Origin of the sequence: Streptomyces sp. NPDC060049, assembly GCF_042736715.1 — a bacterium.
Taxonomy (GTDB): Bacteria; Actinomycetota; Actinomycetes; order Streptomycetales; family Streptomycetaceae; genus Streptomyces.
Genome location: NZ_JBHWVV010000010.1, coordinates 235,900 through 251,388, shown reverse-complemented (window position 1 = coordinate 251,388; position 15,489 = coordinate 235,900). Strand labels below are relative to the sequence as shown.

At 72.1% G+C, this 15,489-nt stretch carries 14 protein-coding genes; 5 read left to right on the top strand and 9 right to left on the bottom strand.

Annotated elements, in window-relative coordinates; translation table 11 throughout:
* Window positions 1–35 precede the first annotated feature (35 nt).
* The gene (gene efeO, locus ACFWBY_RS20805) at window positions 36–1,175 is read right to left on the bottom strand and encodes an iron uptake system protein EfeO (protein ID WP_385339334.1); all 1,140 of its coding nucleotides are present in this window, start codon (window positions 1,173–1,175) and stop codon (window positions 36–38) included.
* A gap of 304 nt (window positions 1,176–1,479) precedes the next feature.
* Here efeO and ACFWBY_RS20800 point away from each other — a divergent pair, with 304 nt between their 5' ends.
* Entirely contained in the window at window positions 1,480–2,148 is a 669-nt protein-coding gene (locus ACFWBY_RS20800) for a PhzF family phenazine biosynthesis protein (protein ID WP_385339371.1), read from the top strand.
* A 31-nt stretch (window positions 2,149–2,179) separates the two neighbouring features.
* On the opposite strand, the gene ACFWBY_RS20795 is transcribed toward ACFWBY_RS20800, so the two are convergent.
* Together ACFWBY_RS20795 and map are read right to left on the bottom strand one after the other, a co-directional pair.
* The gene (locus ACFWBY_RS20795) at window positions 2,180–2,827 is read right to left on the bottom strand and encodes a heme oxygenase (biliverdin-producing) (protein ID WP_385339337.1); all 648 of its coding nucleotides are present in this window, start codon (window positions 2,825–2,827) and stop codon (window positions 2,180–2,182) included.
* A 146-nt stretch (window positions 2,828–2,973) separates the two neighbouring features.
* Window positions 2,974–3,831, bottom strand: coding sequence for a type I methionyl aminopeptidase (gene map, locus ACFWBY_RS20790; RefSeq protein WP_385339339.1), 858 nt, complete (start codon window positions 3,829–3,831; stop codon window positions 2,974–2,976).
* Window positions 3,832–3,890: 59 nt separating this feature from the next.
* Here map and ACFWBY_RS20785 point away from each other — a divergent pair, with 59 nt between their 5' ends.
* Window positions 3,891–4,130 carry a hypothetical protein gene (locus ACFWBY_RS20785; RefSeq protein WP_385339342.1) on the top strand — a complete coding sequence of 80 codons (240 nt, stop codon included), beginning with the start codon at window positions 3,891–3,893 and terminating at the stop codon, window positions 4,128–4,130.
* A gap of 34 nt (window positions 4,131–4,164) precedes the next feature.
* On the opposite strand, the gene ACFWBY_RS20780 is transcribed toward ACFWBY_RS20785, so the two are convergent.
* A complete protein-coding gene (locus tag ACFWBY_RS20780; RefSeq protein WP_385339343.1) occupies window positions 4,165–4,770 on the bottom strand; it encodes a hypothetical protein in 606 nt (201 codons plus the stop codon).
* 123 nt (window positions 4,771–4,893) lie between these two features.
* On the opposite strand from ACFWBY_RS20780, the gene npdG reads away from it, so the two are divergent.
* Window positions 4,894–5,610: an NADPH-dependent F420 reductase gene (npdG, locus tag ACFWBY_RS20775; protein ID WP_385339345.1), complete on the top strand. Its 717-nt coding sequence runs from the start codon at window positions 4,894–4,896 to the stop codon at window positions 5,608–5,610.
* A gap of 50 nt (window positions 5,611–5,660) precedes the next feature.
* Here npdG and ACFWBY_RS20770 read toward each other — a convergent pair whose 3' ends face one another.
* Window positions 5,661–7,673: a TerD family protein gene (locus ACFWBY_RS20770; protein WP_385339348.1), complete on the bottom strand. Its 2,013-nt coding sequence runs from the start codon at window positions 7,671–7,673 to the stop codon at window positions 5,661–5,663.
* 224 nt (window positions 7,674–7,897) lie between these two features.
* Here ACFWBY_RS20770 and ACFWBY_RS20765 point away from each other — a divergent pair, with 224 nt between their 5' ends.
* Window positions 7,898–8,080, top strand: a complete 183-nt coding sequence (locus ACFWBY_RS20765; RefSeq protein WP_385339351.1) for a hypothetical protein — start codon at window positions 7,898–7,900, stop codon at window positions 8,078–8,080.
* A gap of 15 nt (window positions 8,081–8,095) precedes the next feature.
* On the opposite strand, the gene ACFWBY_RS20760 is transcribed toward ACFWBY_RS20765, so the two are convergent.
* Window positions 8,096–8,911: a site-2 protease family protein gene (locus tag ACFWBY_RS20760; RefSeq protein ID WP_385339354.1), complete on the bottom strand. Its 816-nt coding sequence runs from the start codon at window positions 8,909–8,911 to the stop codon at window positions 8,096–8,098.
* A 60-nt stretch (window positions 8,912–8,971) separates the two neighbouring features.
* Between ACFWBY_RS20760 and ACFWBY_RS20755 the strand changes: the two genes are divergently transcribed.
* The gene (locus ACFWBY_RS20755; RefSeq protein ID WP_385339356.1) at window positions 8,972–12,388 is read left to right on the top strand and encodes a BTAD domain-containing putative transcriptional regulator; all 3,417 of its coding nucleotides are present in this window, start codon (window positions 8,972–8,974) and stop codon (window positions 12,386–12,388) included.
* A gap of 53 nt (window positions 12,389–12,441) precedes the next feature.
* Here the strand turns inward: ACFWBY_RS20755 and ACFWBY_RS20750 are convergent, their stop codons facing one another.
* The 3 genes from ACFWBY_RS20750 to panB all read right to left on the bottom strand — a co-directional run bounded on the left by ACFWBY_RS20750 (window position 12,442) and on the right by panB (window position 15,329).
* Window positions 12,442–13,293 carry an ABC transporter permease gene (locus ACFWBY_RS20750; protein ID WP_385339359.1) on the bottom strand — a complete coding sequence of 284 codons (852 nt, stop codon included), beginning with the start codon at window positions 13,291–13,293 and terminating at the stop codon, window positions 12,442–12,444.
* Window positions 13,290–14,327, bottom strand: coding sequence for an ATP-binding cassette domain-containing protein (locus tag ACFWBY_RS20745; RefSeq protein ID WP_385409680.1), 1,038 nt, complete (start codon window positions 14,325–14,327; stop codon window positions 13,290–13,292). The genes ACFWBY_RS20750 and ACFWBY_RS20745 overlap by 4 nt, the downstream gene beginning before the upstream one ends.
* A 141-nt stretch (window positions 14,328–14,468) precedes the next feature.
* The gene (gene panB / locus ACFWBY_RS20740) at window positions 14,469–15,329 is read right to left on the bottom strand and encodes a 3-methyl-2-oxobutanoate hydroxymethyltransferase (protein ID WP_385340391.1); all 861 of its coding nucleotides are present in this window, start codon (window positions 15,327–15,329) and stop codon (window positions 14,469–14,471) included.
* Window positions 15,330–15,489: the final 160 nt, after the last annotated feature.

The window sequence follows — 15,489 nt, the reverse complement described above, 5'->3', positions numbered from 1 at the left end:
CTCAGGTTCTCCCGCCTGCTCTGCCGTTTCCGGAACTACTTCGCGACCGCGGCGGCCAGCTTCGAGAGCGGCTCGGCCAGCGCGTTGACGCCGTCGGAGAGCTCCTTGCGCTCGGCCTCGCCGACCTTGTCGTACGCGGTGTACTCGTACGCGGCCTTGTTCGGGCGGTACTTCTCCAGCAGGTTGTTCAGCGCCGCGAACTGCTTGTCCAGCTCCGCGGAGAGCGCGGGGTCGTTCTTCACGGCGACCGGCTTGAGCAGCTCGTAGGCCTTCTCGGCGCCCTCGACGTTGGCCTTGAAGTCGACCAGGTCGGTGTGGCTGTAGCGCTCCTCCTCGCCCGTCACCTTGCCGGTGGCGACCTCGTCGAGGAGCTCCTTGGCGCCGTTCGCCATCGACGTGGGGGTGATCTCCGCCTGGCCGACCTTCTTCTGCCAGTCGGTGAGGTCGGTGATCAGGGTCTCGGCGAGCTTCTTGTCCGCGTCGTCGATCTTGTTGTCGGCGAAGAGGGACTTCTCCAGCTTGTGCCAGCCGGTCCACTCCTGGCCGGCCTCAAGGCCGTCCTCGCGGACGTCGACCTTCGGGTCGATGTCACCGAAGGACTCGGCGACCGGCTCGGTGCGCTCCCAGCCGATGCGCGAGGGGGCGTAGGCCTTCTTCGCGGCCTCGACGTCGCCGGCCTTGACCGCGTCCGCGAAGGCCTGGGCCTTCGGGAGGGTCTCGTCGGCCTGCTCCTGGACGTACTTGCGGTACGCGGCGACCGCGGCGTCGGCCTCGGGGCTGCGCTTCTCGGCGGTGCCCGTGCCGGTGGCCTTGACCTGCTGGCGGATGCCGTCGCCCTTCATGCCGGGCTTGCAGGCGATCTCGTAGTCGCCCGCCTTGAGCTCGGCGGTGATGGTGGCCTTGGTGCCGGGGCCGATGTTCTCGCGCTCGGTGACGATGCGGTCGTCGGGGAAGAGGACGTAGAGCTCGGTGACCTTGGAGCCCTTGTTCTCGACCTCGATCTGCACCTTGCCCGCGGGGAACTCCTTCGTGGAGACCTCGCAGGCGCTGTCGGAGGCCTTCACGCGGATCGTGCCGTCGCCCGACGCGTCGCTCTTCTCGGAGCAGCCGGTGACCGCGGTGAGGGCGGCCACGACGGCAGCCGCGGTGACGACGGTGAGGCGGGCGGGACGCATAGGGGGCTCCTGGCAGTCTGGCGTTCGACAGACGACCGCCCCGATCAGTGGGTACGGCCGGTGAGGCGGACCTAACTTAACCGAGGCTTACCTGACCTATACCCGCGTGTCCAGTGATTCAGCCCACACCTGCGGCTACCGGACACGGTGCCGTCACGGACGCCCCAGGCCCAGCCCATGGCCGGGTCAAGCGGAGGTCAAGCCCCCTCGGGGCTGCCCCGTGCGGTGGAACGGTCACCTGCGGGTGCGCCGCCCGGGTTCCCACCGCGTCGGGGGCCGGTCGGCGGCGCCGAGCCGTGCTTCAATTTCCCGCGTGAACGATCTCGACGTCCTCAGGGTCTTCTGCGCGGGTGACGGCAGCCACGGCAACCTGCTCGGCGTCGTCCGCGACGGCCGGACCTGCCCCGACGACGCGTCCCGGCAGGCGCTGGCCGCGGAGCTCGGCTACAGCGAGACGGTGTTCGTCGACGACCCCGAGCGGGGGGTCGTCGACATCCGAACCCCCGGCACCCGCATGTCCTTCGCCGGGCACCCGCTGGTCGGAGTCGCCTGGCTGCTCGACATCGAGGAGCTCCAGCCCCCGGCCGGCGCCGTATGGGCGCGCGACGACGGGGAGTTCACCTGGATCACCGCCCGCCCCGAATGGGTCGAGGGCAAGCGCACCGAGCAGTACGCCGACGCCGCCGAGGTCGAGGCGCTGCCCTCCCCGCCTCCGGGCGAGGGCTGGCTGTACGCGTGGGCGTGGGAGGACGAGGCCGCGGGCCGGATCAGGGCCCGAGGCTTCCCGCGCCGCCCCGACGGGGCGATCGCTGAGGACGAGGCCACCGGGTCCGCGGCCGTCCTGCTGACGGCCGAGCTGAACCGCGCCCTGAACATCACCCAGGGCGCGGGCTCCCAGATCCTCACGGCCCCCGGCCCGGACGGCACGGTGGAGGTCGGCGGCCGGGTCCGCTTCGCCCCGGACACCGACTGACGCCCCGCCCGCGGCCGGCCCGCCGCAGGCGCTACGCGCTCAGGGGGAACTGCTCGCCCAGCTCCCGGAACACCGCCCCGTTGAAGGCGAAGGCGCGCTTGCACTCGTCGATGATGCGCTGCTTCTCCAGGTCGTCCGCGGCGATCGCGTCCAGCAGCTCGCGGTAGGTCCGTTTGAAGGCCGCCGGGTTGGAGATGTCCGCGAAGACGTAGAAGCGGACGCCGTCGCCCTTGCGCTCGAAGCCCCAGGTCCGCTCCGCCTTGTCGCGGATGATCTGGCCGCCGGAGAGGTCGCCCAGGTAGCGGGTGTAGTGGTGGGCGACGTACCCGCCGGGCCAGTTCGCGGCGCACTCGGCCACGCGCGCCGCGTAGGCCTCGGTGGCCGGCAGTGCGACCAGTGTCTCGCGCCAGGCGGCTCCCCGCAGGTGGGCGAGGTCCCGCTCGATCTCGGTCAGGCGCATGAGCTCGGGCTGGATGAACGGCCCGGCCACCGCGTCGTCCCCGAGCGCCTCGGCCGCGTCCTCCAGGGCCCGGTACACGAACCACAGCTGCTCGGTGTAGCGCGTGTACGCGTCCACTCCGAGCCGGCCGCCGAGCAGGTCGCTCATGAAGGTCGAGGTCTCCGCCTCGGTGTGCTGCTCGTGCGAGGCGACACGGATGACGGTGGAGAAGGCGTTCAAGGCGGACCTCCGAGGAATCGGAAGAAAAGGGGAAAGCAGGGGTGGCGGCCGTGCCGCCACACCCGATCCTCCTACTTAGGCATACCTAAGTCAATGTGTTCCCGACGCCTTGTCGGTAAAAACCTCGGAAGGGTGTTCCACCCGGATCAGGGCAGTGTCAGGATCTCCGCCCCGGTGTCCGTGACCACCAGTGTGTGCTCGAACTGCGCGGTGCGCTTGCGGTCCTTGGTGACGACCGTCCAGCCGTCCTCCCACATGTCGTACTCGTGGGTGCCCAGGGTCAGCATCGGCTCGATGGTGAAGGTCATCCCGGGCTCGATGACGGTGGTGGCGTGCGGGCTGTCGTAGTGCGGGACGATCAGGCCGGAGTGGAAGGAGGAGTTGATCCCGTGCCCGGTGAAGTCCCGGACCACGCCGTAGCCGAAGCGCTTCGCGTACGACTCGATGACGCGCCCGATGATGTTGATCTGGCGGCCCGGCCTGACGGCCTTGATGGCCCGGTTCAGGGCCTCGCGGGTGCGCTCGACGAGCAGCCGGGACTCCTCGTCCACGTCGCCGCACAGGTACGTGGCGTTGTTGTCCCCGTGCACCCCGCCGATGTAGGCGGTCACGTCGAGGTTCACGATGTCGCCGTCCCGCAGCACGGTCGAGTCGGGGATCCCGTGGCAGATGACCTCGTTGAGCGAGGAGCACAGGGACTTCGGGAAGCCGCGGTAGCCCAGCGTGGACGGGTAGGCGCCGTGATCGCACATGTATTCGTGGGCGACCCGGTCCAGCTCGTCGGTGGTCACCCCCGGTTTGATCAGCTTGGCGGCCTCTTCCATCGCCTGGGCGGCGATCCGGCCGGCGATGCGCATGGCCTCGATCGTCTCGGGCGTCTGCACCTCCGGTCCGGTGTACGGAGTGGGCGCGGGCTTGCCCACGTACTCGGGCCGGCGGATGTTTCCGGGAACGGAACGGACGGGAGTGAGCTCGCCTGGTACGAGCAGCGACTGGCCAGACATACGAGCGAGTGTATCGACCGGGTATGGGGCAGCATGGCGACAGAGAGAGGAGCCTGACGATGGCCCTGTTCAAGAAGCGCCAGGTGGGCAAACCGGGCGAGTGGTACTACTGCCTGGTCCACAAGAAGGTCGAGGAAGGCCCCGAGTGCCCGGCGAAGGACCGCTTCGGCCCTTACGCGACGCCGGAGGAGGCGAACCACGCCATGGAGACCGCGCAGGAGCGCAACCTCGAATGGCAGAACGACCCGAAGTGGAACGACAAGACGCGCGAGGAAGAGGAAGGCGAAGCCACCCCCTAGGCCGCGCCCGCCCGGCCTTCAGGAGCGGCCCGGTCTACCAGCGGCTCGGCGGCGGCGCGGTCAGTTGGTCGGCCAGCCTCGCCAGCCGGTCCCGGAAGCGCCGCGGCCCGCGCTGCACCGGCAGGCTGTTCTCCCCGGCCGCCGCGCTGACCAGGTGCTGGACCGTGTCCAGATCCAGTTCGGCGGCGCCCTCCGGCACGGACAGCACCTCGTGCGCGAGCGTCCCGAGGTCCGGATCCCCGCCGTCCAGGGACAGTACGGTCGCCCCCGCGCGCCGGGCGCCGTGGACGCGCTCCAACAGCCCTTCGCCGGGTTGCTCCGGAGCCACCACCAGCAGGGTGTGCCCGCGCCGGGCCGCCTCCAGCCGGCTCAGGCCGACCGAGAGGTGCGGGGCGTCGCCCGGCAGCACGTGGTGGCGTACGAGCGTGGGCGCCAGCTCCGGCAGCCCCGACCAGGCGGCCTCGTCGACCAGGTGGGCGGCCAGGTGCCAGGGCTCGTACCCCTCGGTCCCGATCAGCAGCAGGTTCCCGCCGGCCGGTACCACCGAGCGCCGCAGCGTCCCGGCGAACCGGCGTGCGGCACCGGGCCACTGCGTACCGGCGAGCACCTCGCGCAGCAGCGCGACCCTCACGGCGTCCATACCGGCATCCTGCCGCATGGAAGGGACATACGGGAGCCGTTCCGCCCATCCCCACCACTCTCCGGCCCGTCTCACCCCGTGCGCGCATTCGACTCTGCCGGTCCCGGCGTTACCCTCGCCCCCATGACCTCCACAGACAGCACGCAGCAGCCCCCCGCGAAGGCTCCCGCCAAGGACCCGTGGGACCTCCCCGACGTCTCCGGCCTCGTCGTGGGCGTCCTCGGCGGCACCGGCGACCAGGGCCGCGGCCTCGCCTACCGGCTCGCCCGGGCCGGCCAGAAGGTGATCATCGGCTCCCGCGCCGCCGACCGCGCGCAGAGCGCCGCCGCCGAGCTGGGCCTCGGAGTGGAGGGCGCGGACAACGCCGAGTGCGCGCGCCGCAGCGACATCGTGATCATCGCGGTGCCGTGGGAGGGCCACGCCAAGACCCTGGAATCACTGCGCGAGGACCTCGCGGGCAAGCTCGTGGTGGACTGCGTCAACCCGCTCGGCTTCGACAAGCAGGGCGCCTACGCCCTCCAGGTCGAAGAGGGCAGCGCCGCCCAGCAGGCCGCCGCCCTCCTCCCGGACTCCCGCGTCACCGCAGCCTTCCACCACCTCTCGGCGGTCCTGCTCCAGGACGAGTCGATCGACGAGATCGACACCGACGTGATGGTCCTCGGCGAAGTCCGGGCGGACACGGACGTCGTCCAGGCCCTGGCCGCCCGCATCCCGGGCATGCGCGGAGTGTTCGCAGGCCGCCTGCGCAACGCCCACCAGGTCGAATCCCTGGTGGCCAACCTGATCTCCACGAACCGCCGCTACAAGGCCCACGCGGGCCTGCGCCTCACGGACGTCTGACCGCCCGCACCGCCCGGCCGCGCCCTCCGGGGACGGCCGGGCGGTCCCGCTCAGCCGCGGCGGCCCGTACGCCCCTCGACCGGAGCCAGGTGGGCCACCACCCCCCGGTAGAAGCGGTCCACGGCTTCGTCCACGCTGCGGATGAAGCCCGACTCGGTGTTGCCGCGCGTGCTGCCCATGCCCTTGAGCAGGGACAGTCGGAAGCCGAGGACCGCGGCGCCGTCGGCCGGCAGCAGGTCGCCCGGCTCGGGCCGCAGCCGCTCCAGCGTGCCGCGCGGTCCGTTCCCCGCCTCGACGAGGCTCTCCACGTGCAGATCGGCCGGAGCCTCCGCGAGCGCCTTCAGCAGCCGCTTCACCGCCGCGAGCGGGTACGCGGCCTCGGGCGCCGGAACGTCGACGGACGTGCGGATCTTGGAGGTCCTCAGGTCGGCGCTCACCGCGATGACACTGCTGGTCCCGTCGACGCGCAGCTCCGCGGCCAGCTTTCCGCCCGCGCACAGCTCCTGCGCCGCCGCGATCCGGCGGGCGTGGGGATCGCTGCCCCGCCGGGCCCGCTGTACGGGCAGCGCCTTCTGGCCGAGTTCCCCGCCCAGGCGCAGGCAGACCTGGCGAATGAGCCGCTCCCAGCTCTCCACGACCTCCACGATCCGGACGTCGCCGTGGCCGAGGGTCTCGTCCTCGACTCCCTTGCGCACGGCGACCCAGGCGGCGCCCATGTTCTGGAACCCGTGGCAGCCCGACTGCTCGTGCTGCAGGTACTCCAGGAGTTCCTGCAAGAGCCAGGCGTGCGCGGCGTTGCCCACTCCCTCGTGCCGGATCAGCATCTGCGCCTGGTGGGCGACTTCGGCCCAGGACAGGTGCCAGAGGCTGACCTTGTGCTTGCGCCGGCCGTCGACCTTGACGTCCACCATGGGGCGGCCTTCGAGGGCCACGTCGTTGGAAAGGGTGATCACGGCCTCGTAGCCGCGGCGCGCGGCGATGTCCATGTACTGCTGGATCTGTTCGGCCCTGAGGGGGCTGCCGTTCGTCTTCGTCTCCACGAGCGCCGTCCACAACTTGCCGGCGCGCTCCACCCTGATCACGCCGTCCGGGCGCCGCGGGGCGTCCCCGTGGGGGAGCGAAACCTCCGTGAAGGTCTGCATCCGGCCCGCGGGCGCACCGAATCCGGCGGTGAGGCGGCGGCCGAACTCCGGTACTTGCGCCATGACCGACAGCAGCACCGAAGTGGCGCGCACCTCCCGCTCCTTGTCGCTCTTGAGCGAGGGGACGGGGAACAGGCGGGCCTGGCTCCAGGACTCGTTCTCGGCGAGCGACTTCTTGGCCACCTTGGGCAGGGTGACCTTCTTCCTGGTGGTGCGAGGACCACTGCCCCGGCGCTGGGCCGGTACGGCGGCCACCGGCTCCGCCGCGGGGGCGGCCGGGGCGGGCGCGGGGCCGGGCACGGCCGCGGAGGGACCGGCCGGGGTGTCCGCCGCGCCCGCGGCCTCCGCCGCCCCGGTCTCCTCCACGCCCTCCGTCTCCTCCAGCACCGGAATGCCGAAGTCGGTCGCCAGGCCCGCCAGGCCGGTTTCGTAGCCCTGGCCGACCGCGCGGAACTTCCACTCCTCGCCCCGGCGGTACAGCTCACCGAAGATGAAGGCCGTCTCCACGCTCGCGTCGTCGATGGAGTAGCCGATCAGCGGCTCGCCCGAGCGGTCCGCGATCGTCATCCGAAGGTCGTCGAGGTCTCCGAAGCGGGCACCGCCGTAGCGGCTGGCCGCCACCACGATCCTCGCGATCTCCTCGGGGACCGCGGTCAGGTCGACGCTGATGCGGTCCTCGTCGCCGTTCTCGGTGGGGGTTTTGCCCAGCAGCTGCACGCTGCCGTCGGCCGCGGCCGGGTTGTTGTAGAAGCAGAAGTCGTTCTCGTCGCGGATCTTGTCGTTCCCGTCGAGCAGCACCACGGAGACGTCGGCGTCGCCGGCCCCGGAGGCGCTGGCCCAGCTCAAGCTCAGGACGACCGCGCCGGCGTCCTCGCTGAGGGCGGTCAGGCTGACGTTCGCGCCCTTTGGAATTTCCTGCATGTCTTCCCCCCAGTCGCCCGGCGTCGTCCGTGGCGGACCGAGGTGGCCGGACTGTCGTTCCGTGGGGTTTTCGCACCGGATGAGCGGTGCGCCCCGGCGAACCGTAACCGCGGAAGGGGGGAAGGATCATGAGAAGCCGGAAATCTGCCCGGCCGCGATCGGGTGGGGGATGGGGGACACTGGGAGGGCTTGTACCGCTTCAGTGCCTCCGAGGAGCTCCAGACATGCCCCGCCTTGCCGTGTTCGCCATCGTCCTCTGCGTCCTCGCCGCCGCCGCGGCCGTCGTCGCCTTCGTGGAGGGCAGCCTGCTCGGGATCGTGTGGGTGCTGATGGCGGGCATCACGTCGAACATGGCCTGGTTCTACGTCCGCAAGGCCAAGGCCGACAAGGCGCGCGACGCGGCCTAGAGACGGCCTTGTGCCTCAGTTCCCGGTGGGGACCGTGCAGAAGCCGCTCGTGTCCTGCCAGAAGCGGTAGAGGTCGCGGCCGCAGAAGGTTTCCAGGTCGCTCACACCGAGCGCGGACAGCAGGCCGTCCACCACGCCGAAGAAGTACGCGTTGACCTCGGGGATCCACAGCAGCGCGAAGACGGCCAGCAGGCCGAACGGCGCCAGCGGTGCCACCTCGCGGCGGACCCGGTGGGAGAGCCAGGGCTCTATGACGCCGTAGCCGTCGAGGCCAGGGACCGGCAGGAAGTTCAAGATCGCCGCCGAGACCTGGAGCAGGGCGAGGAAGGCGAGCGCGAAGCGGAACGGCAGCGGGACCCCCTCCAGGGCGTCCAGCCAGAACGGGGCCGTGCAGATGACCGCGAAGGCGACGTTCGTCAGCGGGCCGGCCGCCGAGATCAGGCTGTGGCGCCAACGTCCTTCGATGCGGGCGCGGTCGATGTACACCGCGCCGCCCGGGAGACCCAGACCGCCCATGATCACGAAGAGCACCGGCAGGACGATGCTGAGCAGCGCGTGCGAGTACTTGAGCGGATTGAGCGTCAGGTAACCCTTGGCGCCGACGCTGAGGTCGCCGCTGTGCAGGGCGGTACGCGCGTGCGCGTACTCGTGCAGGCACAGGGAGACGATCCACGCCGCCGTGACGAAGAGGAAGACGGCCAGCCCGGCGCTGGCCGAGTAGCCCGTCCACACGGCCCACCCCGTCACCGCCATGACGGCGAAGACGCCGATGAAGACGGGACTGATCTGCCGCTCGCCGCGGGGGTGGCTTCGACTGCCCTGGTGACCCATACGGTGAACCTATCCCGGGGCAGGCGCCGGGCCGGGGCCGGGGCCGGGGACAATGGACCGGTGCGCTACGCGATTCTCGGCACCACCCAGGCCATCCGTGACGACGGGAGCAACGTCCCCGTCGGCGGGCCGCGCCTGCGCGCGCTCCTGACCGCGCTCGCCCTGCGCCCCGGGCGGGCGGTGCCGGCGGCGTCGCTCATCGACGAGGTCTGGGACGGGGATCCGCCGGCCGATGCCCCCGCCGCTCTCCAGGCGCTGGTGGGACGGCTGCGGCGGGCGCTGGGGCACGCGGCGGTGGAGTCGGGCGAGGGCGGCTACGTGCTCGCCGCCGCCCGGGACGACATCGACCTGTACCGCTTCGAGCGGCTCACGCGGGCGGCCGCGGCGGCCGCAGCCCCGGCCGAGGCCGCCGCCCTCTACGACGAGGCCCTCGCCCTGTGGCAGGGCGACCCGCTGAGCTCCCTGCCCGGCGCGGAGCCTCAGGCCGCCCGCTGCGAAGCGCAACGGAGGGACGCGCGCCGGGGCCGCCTGGAGGCGGCCCTCGCGTTGGGCGAGGCGGAACGGGTCCTGCCGGAGCTGTCCGCGCTGTGCGCCGGGCTGCCGCTGGACGAGCCGTTGCAGGCCCTGCGGATCCGCGCCCTGCGCGACGCGGGCCGGCCGGCGCAGGCGCTGGCCGCTTACGACGAGGTCCGCCGCGACCTGGCCGACCGCCTGGGCACCACCCCGGGCCCTGCCCTGCGCGCCCTCCACGCCGCCCTCCTGACCCCGGTCGACCAGGCCGCGCAGCCCCAGTCCCCGCCCTCCCGGACCTCCCGGCCCGCCCCGGCCGTCCGCTCCCACGGCGACGACAACGGCGACGACAACGGCGACGACAACGGCGACGGCGCCCGCCCCGGCCGGGAAGCGCGGAGCGCCGGTGTCGTGGCCGCGCCGGCGCCCGTACCGCACCCGCAGGGCAACCTGCGAGCGCGGCTGACGACCTTCGTCGGGCGGGAGGACGACATCCGCGTCATCGGAGCCGACCTCGCGCGGGCCCGCCTCGTCACGCTGCTCGGGCCCGGCGGCGCCGGCAAGACGCGGCTGTCGCAGGAGGCCGCCGAGGCGCATGCCGGGGACGGCTGGCCCGACGGCGTGTGGCTCGTCGAGCTGGCACCCGTGGACGACCCCGAGGACGTCCCCGAGGCGGCCCTCGCGGCTCTCGGAGCCCGGGAGACCAAGCTGCGCGGAGCCTCCGCCGAGGAGATGCGCGCGCTCACCGACCGGGGCGGCGACAACCCCCTCGACCGGCTCGCGGAGCACTGCGCACGGCGCCGCATGCTGCTGATCCTCGACAACTGCGAGCACGTCATCGGGGCGGCCGCCGACCTCGCCGACCGCCTCCTCACGCACTGCCCCGGCGTGCGCGTCCTGGCCACCAGCCGCGAGCCACTCGGCGTGCCCGGCGAGACGCTGCGCCCGGTGGAACCCCTGCCCGACCCCGTCGCGCTGCGGCTGCTCGACGACCGCGGCTCCGCGGCCCGCGCCGGGTTCACCGTCGAGGACGATCCGGCCGCCGCCGCCGAGATCTGCCGACGCCTGGACGGGATGCCGCTCGCCATCGAACTGGCCGCCGCCCGGCTGCGGCTGCTGACCCCGCGCCAGATCGCCGACCGCCTCGACGACCGGTTCCGGCTGCTGACCAGCGGGAGCCGTACCGTCCTGCCCCGCCAGCAGACCCTGCGCGCCGTCGTCGACTGGTCCTGGGACCTGCTCGACGAGCCCGAACGGGCCGTCCTGCGCCGCCTGTCCGTCTTCGCCGGCGGCTGCGACCTCGACGCCGCCGAGGCCGTCTGCGCGGAGGGCGAGGCCACCGCCGACGTCGCCGACGTCCTCGGCTCCCTCGTCGACAAGTCCCTCGTCGTCGCCGCCCCCGGCGCGGACGGCAACGGCATGCGCTACCGGCTCCTGGAGACCGTCGCCGAGTACGCCGCCGAGCGGCTCACGCAGGCCGGCGGCGACCGTGCCGCCACCGAGCGCCGCCACCTCACCCACTACCGGGAGTTCGTCCGCACCATCGAGCCGCTGCTACGGGGCCACGGCCAGCGCGCCGCCGCCGACCGGATCGCCACCGAGTACGAGAACCTCCGTACCGCCCTGCGCCGCGCGGTCGCCGCCCAGGACGTCGGCGAGGTGCTCTGTCTCGTCCACTCGCTGTGCTGGTACTGGCAGATGCACGACCTGCGCACCGAGTTCCGCCACTGGTCCGGAGCCGCCGCGGATCTCGGCCCCGACCCCTTCGTCCCGCCCCTCGCCCCCGCGGCGCCGGTCTACGAGCGGATCGTCGACACGCCCCCGCCCTACGAGGGCGAGCTGCTCGCCGAGGCCTGGCGCGGCGTGCAGATGATGTGCCTGGCCTCCAGTGACCAGACCAGCGAGAACTGGTCGAGCCCCGAGGTCCGCGCCAAGGTCGACGCCATGGTCGCCGTCTACCGCCCGGGGCTGCCGCAGACCTGCCGGGCCCCCGGCTTCCTGTGGATCTACGCCGTCATGATCGCCGGTGACCCCGCCCTGCTCCGGCGCGTCGTCGAGGGGACCGTGGCCACCGCCCGCGCGCTCGGCTACCGCTGGGAGCTCGCCTCCGCCCTCCAGCTGCGCGCCAACATCCTGGCCAACCGCGCCGACTGGGCCGGCGACGCCTCGCGCGACGCCGAGGAGAGCCTGGCCGTCTTCCGCTCGCTCGGGGACGACTGGGGCTGCGCCGAAGCGCTCTCCGCCCGCGCCGAGTCCCTGGAGAAGCGCGGCGAGTACGCCCTGGCCACCCAGGACTTCCGCGCCGCCATCGAACACGCCCGGAGGCTCGGCGCCGAGGCCCAGGTCACGGTGTTGCAGGTGCGGATGGCGGGGACGCTCACCGAGGACGGGCACATCGAGCGGGCCGAGGAGATCCTCACCGGCCTGCTCCCCGGCATCCAGCAGTTCGGCAACGAGGCCATGCCCGCCGCCCGCATGTTCCTCGCGGGCATCTACGGCCGCACCGGCCGCATCCCGGAGGCCCGCGCCGAACTCCAGTCGCTGCGAAACGAGTTCGCGTTCGGCGCGTACGCCATCTTCGACGGGTTCCTGCTCGGCACGATGGCCTGGCTCGACAACCAGGAGGGCAAGTACGAGGACGCCCTCGCCCTGGTCCGCCGGGCCATGGAGAGCGCCCGGGACCCGCTCGCCGCGATGGTCGCGCCGCAGCTCCCGGCCGTGTACCTGCTGACCGCGGCCGTCTCCCACGTCGAACTCGGCGGACCGCGCCGGGAGTACGACGCCGCACGGCTGATCGGCGCCTACCGCGCCCAGCTGCCGCCCGCCCACTTCCCGGTCACCACCGAGCGCGCGGACGCCGGGCGGGCCGAGCGCCTGGCCCGCGCCGCGCTCGGCGACAGCGCCTACGAGGCGGCGTACGCCGAAGGCGGCGGCCTCACCCTGGAGGAGGCCACCGCCCTCGTCTGATCCGGTCCCTGTTCACGGCCCGTCCGGGACGCGATCCGAACGGACCGCCCGGGTCAGGTCTTCTGGCGGAACTTGCGGACGGCGAGCGGCATCGTGATCGCCGTGATCGCCACCGACCAGCCGAGGGTCATCCACACGGAGTGGGCGACCGGACCGCCGTTGATCAGTCCGCGGGCCGCGTCGGCCAGGTTGGACAGCGGGTTGTAGTCGGTGAAGCTCTGGAGCCAGCCCGGCATCGTGGAGGGCGGGGCGAAGATCGAGCTGCCGAACTGCAGCGGCATCAGGACGAGCATCGCCATGCCCTGGACGGCCTGCGCGGTCTTCATCGTCAGACCGAGCAGGATGAAGATCCACATCAGCGAGGCGCCGAAGACCGCCGACAGCCCGATGGCGAGGAACAGGTCCAGCACCGAAGTCTTGATCGACAGGCCGAGGATGAAGCCCACGGTCAGCAGGATCGCGATCGCGACCAGCATGCGGCCGATCTCGACCACGATCTTCGCGAGGAGCACGGACGACCGGGCGATGGGCATGGACCGGAAGCGGTCCATCACGCCCTTCTTGAAGTCGTCGTTGACCCCGGTGCCCACCGCCATGGCGATGTTCATGCCCATCATGGCCATCAGGCCGGGCACGACGTAGTTGACGTACTCCGCCTGGTTGCCCTTGCCGGAGATCGCGCCGCCGAAGACGAACACGAACAGCAGCGTGAAGATGACCGGCATGAACAGCACGTCGAACATCGATTCGGGGTCCTGCTTGATCTGCAGGGTGTTGCGGCGCACCAGGGCGCCGATGTGCCGCAGATTGGCCCGCAGGCCGATCCGGCCCTCGCCGACCGGGCCCCGGGCGCCCTGAGGGGCGGCCGCGGGGGCAGGGGGCTTCGTCGTGGTTACGGTGCTCATGCCGCGACCTCCTCGGTCTGCTCGGTGGGGATGGCATCGGACGGTTCGGCCTCGGACGAGGAGGGCTTCTGGCCGGTGATGGACAGGAACACCTCGTCGAGGCTGGGCAGGTAGGTGCCGAGGTCGGCGATCGGGTACCCGCGGGCGGCCAGCAGGCCGACCACGGCGGTCAGCTGCTCGTCGCTCAGGATCGGGACCAGCAGCACGCCCTCGTCCGGAACGGCCTGCGAACCGGCCACCCCGTCCAGCCCGGCCTCCGCGATCGAGCGGGCCATGCCCGGCAGGTCGGAGGGGGAGGCGGGGCGGATCCTCAGCGTGCGGCCACCGACCCGGGCCTTCAGGTCGTCGACCTTGCCCTTGGCGATGACCTTGCCCCGGTCGATGATCGTCAGCTCGCTGGCGAGCTGCTCGGCCTCTTCCATGTACTGGGTGGTGAGCAGGACCGTGGCGCCCTCGGCGACCATCCGCTGCACCTCGTCCCACACCTCGTTGCGGGTGCGGGGGTCCAGGCCGGTCGTCGGCTCGTCCAAGTAGAGGACGGCCGGGCGGCCGATCATGGAGGCGGCCAGGTCGAGCCTGCGCCGCATGCCGCCGGAGTAGTGCATGGCGGCCTTCTTCGCGGCCTCCGTGAGGGAGAACCGCTCCAGCAGCTCGTCGGCGCGGGACCGGGCGTCCTTGCGGGACAGGTCCAGCAGGCGGCCGATCATGTAGAGGTTCTCCCAGCCGGAGAGCTTCTCGTCGACCGACGCGTACTGGCCGGTGAGGCCTATGGTGCGGCGCAGCTGCCGGGGCTGGCGGACCACGTCGTACCCGGCGACGGTGGCGGTGCCCGCGTCCGGGATCTCCAGGGTGGACAGGCAGCGCACCAGGGTGGTCTTGCCGGCTCCGTTGGGGCCGAGGACCCCGAGGACGGTGCCCTCGCGGACATCGAGGTCCACACCGTCGAGGGCCTTGGTGTCGCCGTAGTGCTTGACCAGCCCCCGCACCGTCACGGCGTGCGAGCCGTTCGGCGGATTGTCGTCGTTTCGCGTCATGCCCTCATGGGACCACCCGCCACTGACAAAGCACCGACATCCGACCGACCGCCGGCCGACGGCCCGCCGACGGTCGTGTCGGCGGGCCGTCGGCGGGTGCTCCGGGCAGGGCCCAGGCGGGCCGTCCGCCCGTCGCTGCGGTCAGTGGAAGGAGTGCTCGGCCTGCGGGAACGTTCCGCCGACCACGTCCTCGGCGAAGGCCTTCGCCGCGTCGCCCATCGTCCGGCGCATGTCCGCGTACTGCTTGACGAAGCGCGGCAGCTTCCCGCTCGTCAGCCCCATCATGTCCGTCCACACCAGCACCTGCGCGTCGCACTCCGAGCCCGCGCCGATGCCGACCGTCGGAATGTGCAGGGACCGGGTGACCTCGGCGGCCAGCTCGGCCGGGACGAGCTCCAGCACCACCGCGAAGGCGCCCGCGTCCTGCGCCGCCTTCGCGTCGCGCAGCAGCTGGTGCGCGGCCTCGTCACTGCGCCCCTGCACCCGGTAGCCCATGGCGTTCACGGACTGCGGGGTCAGACCCAGGTGGGACATGACCGGGATGCCGGACTGCACGATCAGCTCGGTCTGGGCCAGCGAGCGCTCGCCGCCCTCCAGCTTCACCGCGCCCACCCCGGCCTCCTTGACCAGCCGGGTCGCACTGCGCAGCGCCTGCACGGCGCCTTCCTGGTAGGAGCCGAAGGGCAGGTCGCCGACGATCAGGGCGCGGCTGGTGCCCCGTACGACGGCCGCCGACAGCAGGGTCATCTCGTCCATGGTCACCGGGACGGTGGTCTCGTAGCCGAGGTGACAGTTGCCCATCGAGTCGCCGACGAGCATGACCGGGATGCCGGCCTCGTCGAAGACGGACGCGGTCATCGCGTCGTAAGCGGTGAGCATGGGCCACTTCTCGCCGCGTTCCTTGGCGAGGGTGAGGTCGCGGACGGTGATGCGCCGGGTGCCCTTGCCTCCGTACAGCGTGGGGGAGGCGGCTTCACGGGCAGGCGAAACGGCATGCGTCATTGCAACTGCTCCTTGATGTTCATCTCGAGGCGCCCTCACGGCGTCCCCGGACTCACCACCATGGTGGCACTCCTCCGGCCCGGGCGGGAAGTGGCTCGAGGACCGGTTCCCCCCGCCGTTCATCACACTTCCGGCCCAGCGTCGACCCGCCCGGCCCAAT